This window comes from Streptomyces sp. sk2.1, assembly GCF_008120935.1.
Taxonomy (GTDB): Bacteria; Actinomycetota; Actinomycetes; order Streptomycetales; family Streptomycetaceae; genus Streptomyces.
Genome location: NZ_RDBO01000020.1, coordinates 1,515,895 through 1,524,756, shown reverse-complemented (window position 1 = coordinate 1,524,756; position 8,862 = coordinate 1,515,895). Strand labels below are relative to the sequence as shown.

Sequence of the window (8,862 nt, the reverse complement as noted above, 5' to 3'; positions counted from 1 at the left end):
TGGTGCTTCTCCTCGACGGGGTCGCCCCAGGGGAGTTTGGCGTTCTTGAGGTCCTCGGCGTTGAACCCGTACTGGTCCTTGCGTTCGGAGCCGTCGCCGGCGACCATCTGCGTCCCGCCGAACAGGGCGGTGATCTTGTTGTGGCAGGTGCGTTCGGCGGCCCAGAACGCGGCGACGGTCGCGGTGATGTCGTCACGGAGCTGGTTGTGCTCCTCGACCTTGTCCCCGTCGTACTCCCACTCGTCGTCGTCCTTGTTCTCGTTCACGAACGTGGTCGCGTCGGTCTTCAGCTGCGCGAGYTTGGTGACGAGGGGGCGGATCTCGGTGGCGTAGTCGGACAGGGAGGTGGCGACCTTCTCCAGGTCGTCGGCGAAGGTGTCGGCCCGGTCCTTGACGGGTTTCGTCGAGGCGAACAGCTGCTCGGCCTCGGGCGCCCGGTAGTAGGCGGACAGGGCCTGGAACTGGGTGTGGACGGAGGAACCGGTCTCACGGATGTGTCCGGCGTCCTTCGTCAGGGACGCGTGGTCCTTCTCCAGCTGGCCCAGATCACCGGTGTACTGCGGAATGGCCTCGGGCTTGATCATCGGGTCCGCACCCCGGCCTTCTCCGCCTTCAGTATGTTTCGGACACCTTGTGCTTTCGGACCACGCCCAGTCACCACGACACCCCCGTGAAACAGCCGGCCGCACCGGCCGGACAAACCTTGGTCAGGAAAAGCAGGAAAGGACAGAGAAGCGAACGGCCGCCGACGACGGCCGAGGAGAGCAACCGAAAGGAACGGCCGAGGAGCCCGGTTGTCGTCAGCGGGCGCCGAAGCGTGCCGCGTCGAAGTTCGCGGTCGACATCTGCTGCCGCGCGTTGTCGCCCTGCTCCTGGTCACCCGAACCGAACGCGGACTCCATCCCGGACTGACCGCCCAGGAGAGCCGCCAGCGAACCGTTCAGCGCCGCCGTGATCTCGTCCGACCGGTTCTTGAACGAGTCGAACGCCACCCGCCCCGAACCGTGGAACTTCCCCTCCAGCGGGGCAGCCGCCTGCAGCAGCTGACGGATCAGCAGCCCCAGATCATCACTCGACCCGCGAGACTTCGACGACAGAGTCGTCAGAACCTGCGCCCCCATGTCGAACTTCATGTCGGCCCCCCTGCCAAGCTGCGTGAACACATGTGTCGTCATGCCTATCAACTCGGTGTGGCCAGTGCAATCAAAAGCGGGAGCAGGGTCAGAGGTGTGACGAAGCAGACCGGATCCGCGGAGAGTTGAGTCACTGTCAGCTGCGGGGAGGGTGCGGAGCGGATTGTCCGGGTCGCTCACGACGCCGTCCGGGGCGCCACCCGCGACGGCCGGCCGGGCCGTGGGCAGACGACATCCCTACGCCGCGCTCACAGGTTCCTGACAAGTGCGGACCAGGGTGGGACGCGTCCGTCCGCGACGCGTGGAACAGCACGATCCGGTCGCGGCCGGGCACGAGCACCCGAGGCGACCCGAGAGGCAGGACCGCACATGGCGGTGGGGAAACACAGCGGCAGGGCCTTCGGCGGCCGGACCCGTACGGAGGCTCTCGTCGCGGGCGTCGCCGCGGCCGCGCTCATGGTGCTGGTCCCTGCCCTGGCCGCGGGCGGCGAACCCGTGCCCGCGGCGGACCCCGCTCCGGCGAAGGGGCCGTTCCCGGTGGGGCGGGCGGTCTACGACCTGGGCGACCGGGCCTTCACCCCCGAAGCGCCGTACGAGGGGAGGAGCGAGATCGCCGGGGTGGTGCACTACCCCGTCGCACCGGGCTCCGAGGGGCCGACGCGGGGCAGGCATCCGCTGATCGTCATGCAGCACGGGCAGTGGGCCACCTGCGCGGACCGCGGCGCGCAGAACGCGCTGGTGAAGGCGGAGAAGGCACTGGCCCTGGCCGAGAAGGCGGGCGACGAGGCCCGGACGGCCGCACAGCAGAAGATCATCGACAGGATGAGCGACCGGCTGTGGGCCTGGCCGTGCGGGGCGGGAATCCCGGCGCTGCCGAGCAGTTCCGGCTACGACTACCTGGCCGAGCGCCTGGCCCGGCAGGGCTTCGTGGTGGTCTCCATGGGAGCCAACGGAATCAACTCGACCAGCGCCGGCCAGGCGGACTCGGTGTACCGGGCGCGGGCCGCCCTCATCAACGAGCACCTGGACCTGTGGCGCCGGCTCGACGCGGGCAAGGGCCCCTTGAGGGGCGGGATCGAGGACCCGGGGACCGGCCGGTCCCTCGGCGCAGCCTTCGCCGGGCGACTGGACATGAGGAACGTCGGCACCCTCGGCCACTCCATGGGCGGCGGAGGCGTGATGCAGCAGGTCTCCGACGCGCGGCACGGCGACTGGCCCGCCGGGGTGCGGATCGGGGCGGCGCTCGGTCTCGCGCCCACCGCCACGTGGGACAACGAACCGGTCACCAAGGTTCCGCTGGCCGTGCTGTGGGGCACCTGCGACCAGGTCAACACCGGTGAGTACGTGAAGTGGAACAAGGACGGGAACAAGGCGCCCCTGCACGGCGTCACCCTCACCGGCGGCAACCACAACTACTTCAACACCCAGTGGTCCCCCGGCAGCGGCCAGGTGGCCGGTGCGAACGATGCGATCCCCGGCGAGCGGCGCGGGCGGTGCGTCTCGCAGGACGGCAGGAACCAGCAGCACCCGGGCCTCGACGAGGCCACCCAGCGCCGGATCGCCACGGGCTACACCGTCGCTTTCTTCCGCCGGTACCTCCTGGGCGACACCTCGCAGCAGGCGCTCCTGACCGGCCGGAAGAAGCTGCCCGGAGTGCCGGACGTGGTGAAGGTGGAGTACGTGAGGCCGCACTGAGACAGGTGGGGACGCACCGCAACACGTGACACGCATGGGGCCGCACCGGGGCCCGGCGGAAGCCGGCCCCCGGTGCGGCCCCGGTCGCCGACGGTCAGTCGCTCCGGCCGCCGTCCTCCTCGGCGAGTTCCTTGATGCCGTGGAGGGTGGCCTCCATCCCGGCGCGCAGCTCCTTCAGCCGGAACTCGATGATCTGCCGCTCCCGGTCCGGCCGCTTCTCGATGGCCACGAGGACTCCGCTGCGGCCCGGCCCGATCCTGGCGGTCTGCCGCAGCCGGGTGCCGGAGCCCTCGGCCGCGATCTCGTAGTGCCAGGACGCCATGCACCGCGCCGGGTCCAGCGTGGCCTCGCCGTACCGCCCGTCCGCGTCCGTGACGGCCCAGGCGAACGCCCGCCGCTCGTCCGCCTCGATCACATGGGAGACGGTCCGCCACTCGCCGATCATCGGATGGCGGTTGAACCCCTCGAAGCGCGCACCCACCACGGGCCGGGCCGCCCCGTCGAGCCATGCCACGCTCTGCAGTTCCGGGCTGAGCCGGGCGGGCAGACCGATGTCCGACACCAGCTCCCAGACCCGCGGCACGGCCGCCTCGACGTGGACGGTGACCTCCACGCTCAGCCCGTCCGAGTACTTCACTGCTTCCCCCTCCGTCGGAGCCGTCGTCCGTTCCGGCCGGGTCCGGGACGCACAACGGCACTCAGTGCCCCTTCCCGGCCCTTCCCAACCCTCCCCGGTCCTACCGACGTCCCGCGGTTCTTCGCGCGGCGGAGGGAGCCGGGACCGGGGGAGCGCTGTCGGTGGGAACCGATACCGTCGGGACATGTCCAACATGGCCGTCCTCGAAGGTGTGCTGGAGCGCATCACGTACGCCAACGAGGAGAACGGATACACGGTCGCCCGCGTCGACACGGGCCGGGGTGCGGGCGATCTGCTGACCGTGGTCGGCTCGCTGCTGGGTGCACAGGTCGGCGAGTCACTGCGGATGGAGGGGCGCTGGAGCTCGCACTCGCAGTACGGCAAGCAGTTCACCGTGGAGAACTACACGACCGTGCTGCCCGCCACCATCCAGGGCATCCGCCGCTACCTCGGCTCCGGCCTGATCAAGGGCATCGGCCCGGTCATGGCGGACCGGATCACCACCCACTTCGGGGTCGACACCCTCGACGTCATCGAGCAGGAGCCGAAGCGGCTGGTCGAGGTGCCCGGCCTCGGGCCCAAGCGGACGAAGATGATCGCCGCCGCCTGGGAGGAACAGAAGGCGATCAAGGAAGTGATGGTCTTCCTCCAGGGGGTCGGGGTCTCCACCTCCATCGCCGTCCGCATCTACAAGAAGTACGAGGACGCGTCGATCTCCGTCGTGAAGAACCAGCCCTACCGGCTGGCCGCCGACGTCTGGGGCATCGGCTTCCTCACCGCCGACAAGATCGCCCAGGCCGTCGGCATCCCGCACGACAGCCCGGAGCGGGTCAAGGCCGGTCTCCAGTACGCGCTGTCGCAGTCCACCGACCAGGGGCACTGCTTCCTCCCCGAGGAGCGGCTGATCGCGGACGGGGTGAAGCTGCTCCAGGTCGACACCGGCCTGGTCATCGACTGCCTCGCGGAACTGGCCGAGGACCCGGAGGGCGTCGTACGGGAGAAGGTGCCCTCGCCCGAGGGCGGCGAGCCGGTCACCGCCGTCTACCTGGTGCCCTTCCACCGCGCCGAGATCGCCCTCGCCGCCCAGGTGCAGCGGCTGCTGCGGACCCCCGACGAGCGGCTGCCGGCCTTCGCGGACGTGGACTGGGACAAGGCGCTGGCCTGGCTCGCGAAGCGCACGGGGGCGGATCTGGCGCCCGAGCAGGAGGCGGCGGTCCGGCTCGCGCTCACCCGGAAGGTCGCCGTCCTGACCGGTGGTCCCGGCTGCGGGAAGTCGTTCACCGTCCGGTCGATCGTGGAGCTGGCGCGGGCCAAGAGGGCCAAGGTGGTGCTGGCCGCGCCGACCGGGCGGGCGGCCAAGCGGCTGTCCGAGCTGACCGGCGCCGAGGCCTCCACCGTGCACCGGCTGCTCGAACTGAAACCGGGCGGCGACGCCGCGTACGACCGGGAACGCCCACTGGACGCCGATCTGGTCGTCGTCGACGAGGCGTCGATGCTGGACCTGCTGCTCGCCAACAAGCTGCTGAAGGCGGTGGCGCCCGGCGCCCATCTGCTGCTCGTCGGCGACGTCGACCAGCTGCCGTCGGTCGGCGCGGGGGAGGTGCTGCGCGATCTGCTCGCCGACGGCAGCCCCGTACCCGCCGTCAGGCTCACCACGATCTTCCGCCAGGCCCAGCAGTCCGGCGTCGTCACCAACGCGCACCGGATCAACTCCGGGATACCGCCCCTCACCCAGGGCCTCAAGGACTTCTTCCTCTTCGTGGAGGACGAGACGGAGGACGCCGGTGTGCTCGCGGTGGACGTCGCGGCCCGCCGCATTCCGGCCAAGTTCGGGCTGGACGCGCGCCGGGACGTCCAGGTCCTCGCCCCGATGCACCGCGGCCCGGCCGGGGCGGGCACGCTCAACGGGCTCCTCCAGCAGGCCATCACCCCGGGCCGTCCGAACCTCCCCGAGAAGCGGTTCGGCGGCCGGGTCTTCCGGGTCGGCGACAAGGTCACCCAGATCCGCAACAACTACGACAAGGGGGAGAACGGCGTCTTCAACGGCACGGTCGGCGTCGTCACCGCCCTTGACCTGGACGAACAGAAACTGACGGTCCTCACCGACGAGGACGAGGAGATCGGCTACGACTTCGACGAGCTGGACGAGCTGGCCCACGCGTACGCGATGACGATCCACCGCTCCCAGGGCAGCGAGTACCCGGCGGTGGTCATCCCCGTCACCAAGAGCGCCTGGATGATGCTCCAGCGGAACCTGCTGTACACCGCGGTGACCAGGGCCAAAAAGCTTGTCGTACTGGTCGGCTCCCGACAGGCGATCGGTCAGGCGGTCCGCACGGTTTCCGCAGGCAGGCGCTGTACGGCGCTGGATTATCGGCTGTCAGGGGGCTCGGGCGGAGGATCGGCGGAAAAAATGATCGATCAAATCGGTGGGAAACATCACGCAGCCCTTCCGGAACCGGAACCGAGGGGGCAGGATGAGTAGGCTCGCGGCACTCAGTGCCGCGAGTAGGTCCAATGGACGACCCCGAGTGCACTCTCCTGAGCCAAATGGGGGAGGGTGGAGACAGTCAGGGAACCTCGAAGAAGAGGCACTACGTCGGTGAGGGATGACGTGAGCGACAACTCTGTAGTACTGCGGTACGGCGACGGCGAGTACACCTACCCGGTGATCGACAGCACCGTCGGCGACAAGGGCTTCGACATCGGGAAGCTCCGGGCCAATACCGGTCTGGTGACGCTGGACAGCGGATACGGCAACACCGCAGCCTATAAATCCGCCATCACCTACCTCGACGGTGAGCAGGGCATCCTCCGCTACCGCGGCTACCCCATCGAGCAGCTCGCCGAGCGCTCGACGTTCCTGGAGGTCGCGTACACGCTCATCAACGGCGAGCTTCCCAAGGTCGACGAGCTGTCGGCCTTCAAGAACGAGATCACCCAGCACACGCTGCTGCACGAGGACGTCAAGCGCTTCTTCGACGGCTTCCCGCGCGACGCCCACCCGATGGCCATGCTGTCCTCGGTCGTCAGCGCGCTGTCCACGTTCTACCAGGACAGCCACAACCCGTTCGACGAGGAGCAGCGCCACCTCTCGACGATCCGGCTGCTGGCCAAGCTGCCGACGATCGCGGCGTACGCCTACAAGAAGTCGATCGGCCACCCCTTCGTCTACCCGCGCAACGACCTCGGGTACGTCGAGAACTTCCTGCGCATGACCTTCTCGGTCCCCGCCCAGGAGTACGACCTGGACCCGGTCGTCGTCTCCGCGCTCGACAAGCTGCTCATCCTGCACGCGGACCACGAGCAGAACTGTTCGACCTCCACCGTGCGCCTGGTCGGCTCCTCGCAGGCGAACATGTTCGCCTCGATCTCCGCCGGTATCTCGGCGCTGTGGGGCCCGCTGCACGGTGGCGCCAACCAGTCGGTGCTGGAGATGCTGGAGGGCATCCAGGCCAACGGCGGCGACGTCGACTCCTTCATCCGCAAGGTGAAGAACAAGGAGGACGGCGTCCGCCTGATGGGCTTCGGCCACCGGGTGTACAAGTCCTTCGACCCGCGCGCCAAGATCATCAAGGCCGCGGCCCACGACGTGCTGTCCGCGCTCGGCAAGTCCGACGAGCTGCTGGACATCGCGCTGAAGCTGGAGGAGCACGCGCTCTCCGACGAGTACTTCGTCTCGCGCAACCTCTACCCGAACGTGGACTTCTACACGGGTCTCATCTACCGGGCCATGGGCTTCCCGACCGAGATGTTCACCGTGCTCTTCGCGCTCGGCCGCCTGCCGGGCTGGATCGCCCAGTGGCACGAGATGATCAAGGAGCCGGGTTCCCGCATCGGCCGCCCGCGCCAGATCTACACCGGTGAGGTCCTGCGCGACTTCGTCCCGGTCGAGAGCCGCTGAGCCCCGGCACACCCCCCGCACGACCCCTGGCCGTCACGGCGGCCGGTCGACTTCGCCCCGCGTACCGCGCTTTCGCACAGAGCGCGGTGTTCGGGGCGATCCGCGTTCCCGGTGGAACACCGCGCCGGACAGAGAGAAGCGCCTCGCCATCGATCCCCCCACGGGCCGACAGCGAGGCGCTTCCCATGTCCCGGAGCGGATTCCCCCCACGGGATCCGGCCGGGCGTCTGCGGGAGCCGAAGCTCCTGGGTGCTCCTCGACCGCAGCGAACTGCGTCGTTCTTCACTTGTACTGCGTGTACCGCTGTACTGCGTGTGGTGCCGTACTGCTCGTGCGATCTGCCGGGGTACGTACGCACGGGAGGGCCGCTCAAAGCTCCCCGGTGCACGTGCCCCGGCCAACGCTTGCCCGGAGCGTCCCCCAAGACACTCCGCGGACGTCCCCCAAGACATCCTTGGCATCGCACTCTTAGACTCACGAACCCGCCGGATGGTTACCCCGAAACCCATGTGATCTGGATCTCTTTGTGGAAATTAGGTGAAGGCGCGCAACCGCAGGCTGTTCGTCACGACGAAGACAGATGAGAACGCCATCGCCGCTCCAGCAATCATAGGGTTGAGCAGGCCAAACGCCGCAAGGGGTAGGGCGGCGACGTTGTAGCCGAATGCCCAGAAAAGGTTGCTTCTGATAGTGCTCAGGGTGCGTCGGGAGAGCCGGATCGCGTCGGCGGCCACCTTGAGATCTCCACGAACCAGCGTGAGGTCGCTCGCCTCGATCGCGGCGTCCGTGCCGGTGCCCATCGCCAGACCGAGGTCGGCGGTGGCGAGCGCGGCCGCGTCGTTGACCCCGTCGCCGACCATGGCGACCGAACGGCCCTCGGCCCGGATCCGCTCGATGACGTGCACCTTCTCCTCGGGGAGCACCTCCGCGTACACCTCGTCGATGCCGACCTCGGCCGCGACCGCCTCGGCCACGGCGCGGCTGTCGCCGGTCAGCAGGACGGGGTGGAGGCCCAGGGAGCGGAGCTCCGCGACGGCCTCCGCGCTGGATTCCTTGACCCGGTCGGCCACGGTGAGGACACCACGCGCCCGTCCGTCCCGGGCGACCACGATTGACGTACGTCCTCTGGTCGCCGCGTCCGCGACGGCATCGGACAACGTGCTGGGGAGGGCGATGCCCGCGTCGGCGAGGAGCTGTTCGCGGCCGACGAGGACGGCGTGGCCCTCGACGATGCCCTGGACGCCGAGTCCGGCGATGTTGGCGAAGTCCTCGGGGGTGGGCAGGGCGGTGCCGGTGCGTTCGGCGGCTCCGGCGGCGACGGCCTGGGCGATGGGGTGTTCGGAGGCGTGCTCCAGGGCATCGTCGAGGGCCACGCCGTCCTCGTCGGCCGCGAACAGCTCCTCGCCGACGCGGGCATCGCCCTCCCCAGCACGTTGTCCGATGCCGTCGCGGACGCGGCGACCAGAGGACGTACGTCAATCGTGGTCGCCCGG

The 8,862-nt window shown here is 69.2% G+C and carries 5 protein-coding genes and 2 pseudogenes; 3 read left to right on the top strand and 4 right to left on the bottom strand.

The features are described 5' to 3' along the window. Positions 1–584 (bottom strand): annotated as a pseudogene (locus EAO76_RS10295) (protein phosphatase); the annotation flags it as partial. 216 nt (positions 585–800) lie between these two features. Continuing rightward, positions 801–1,133, bottom strand: coding sequence for a hypothetical protein (locus EAO76_RS10290; protein ID WP_148835477.1), 333 nt, complete (start codon positions 1,131–1,133; stop codon positions 801–803). Between the two features lie 369 nt (positions 1,134–1,502). Between EAO76_RS10290 and EAO76_RS10285 the strand changes: the two genes are divergently transcribed. After that, complete coding sequence (locus tag EAO76_RS10285; protein WP_148835474.1) at positions 1,503–2,828, top strand: alpha/beta hydrolase; 1,326 nt, start codon at positions 1,503–1,505, stop codon at positions 2,826–2,828. A gap of 94 nt (positions 2,829–2,922) precedes the next feature. Here the strand turns inward: EAO76_RS10285 and EAO76_RS10280 are convergent, their stop codons facing one another. Beyond that, on the bottom strand, positions 2,923–3,465 hold the full coding sequence (locus EAO76_RS10280; protein WP_262375335.1) for an SRPBCC family protein: 543 nt from the start codon (positions 3,463–3,465) through the stop codon (positions 2,923–2,925). A gap of 184 nt (positions 3,466–3,649) precedes the next feature. On the opposite strand from EAO76_RS10280, the gene EAO76_RS10275 reads away from it, so the two are divergent. Continuing rightward, positions 3,650–5,950: an ATP-dependent RecD-like DNA helicase gene (locus EAO76_RS10275; RefSeq protein ID WP_148835470.1), complete on the top strand. Its 2,301-nt coding sequence runs from the start codon at positions 3,650–3,652 to the stop codon at positions 5,948–5,950. A 129-nt stretch (positions 5,951–6,079) separates the two neighbouring features. Further along, positions 6,080–7,369, top strand: coding sequence for a citrate synthase (locus tag EAO76_RS10270; protein WP_148835469.1), 1,290 nt, complete (start codon positions 6,080–6,082; stop codon positions 7,367–7,369). A gap of 533 nt (positions 7,370–7,902) precedes the next feature. On the opposite strand, the pseudogene EAO76_RS10265 reads toward EAO76_RS10270, so the two are convergent. Continuing rightward, positions 7,903–8,736 (bottom strand): annotated as a pseudogene (locus EAO76_RS10265) (heavy metal translocating P-type ATPase); the annotation flags it as partial. Positions 8,737–8,862: the final 126 nt, after the last annotated feature.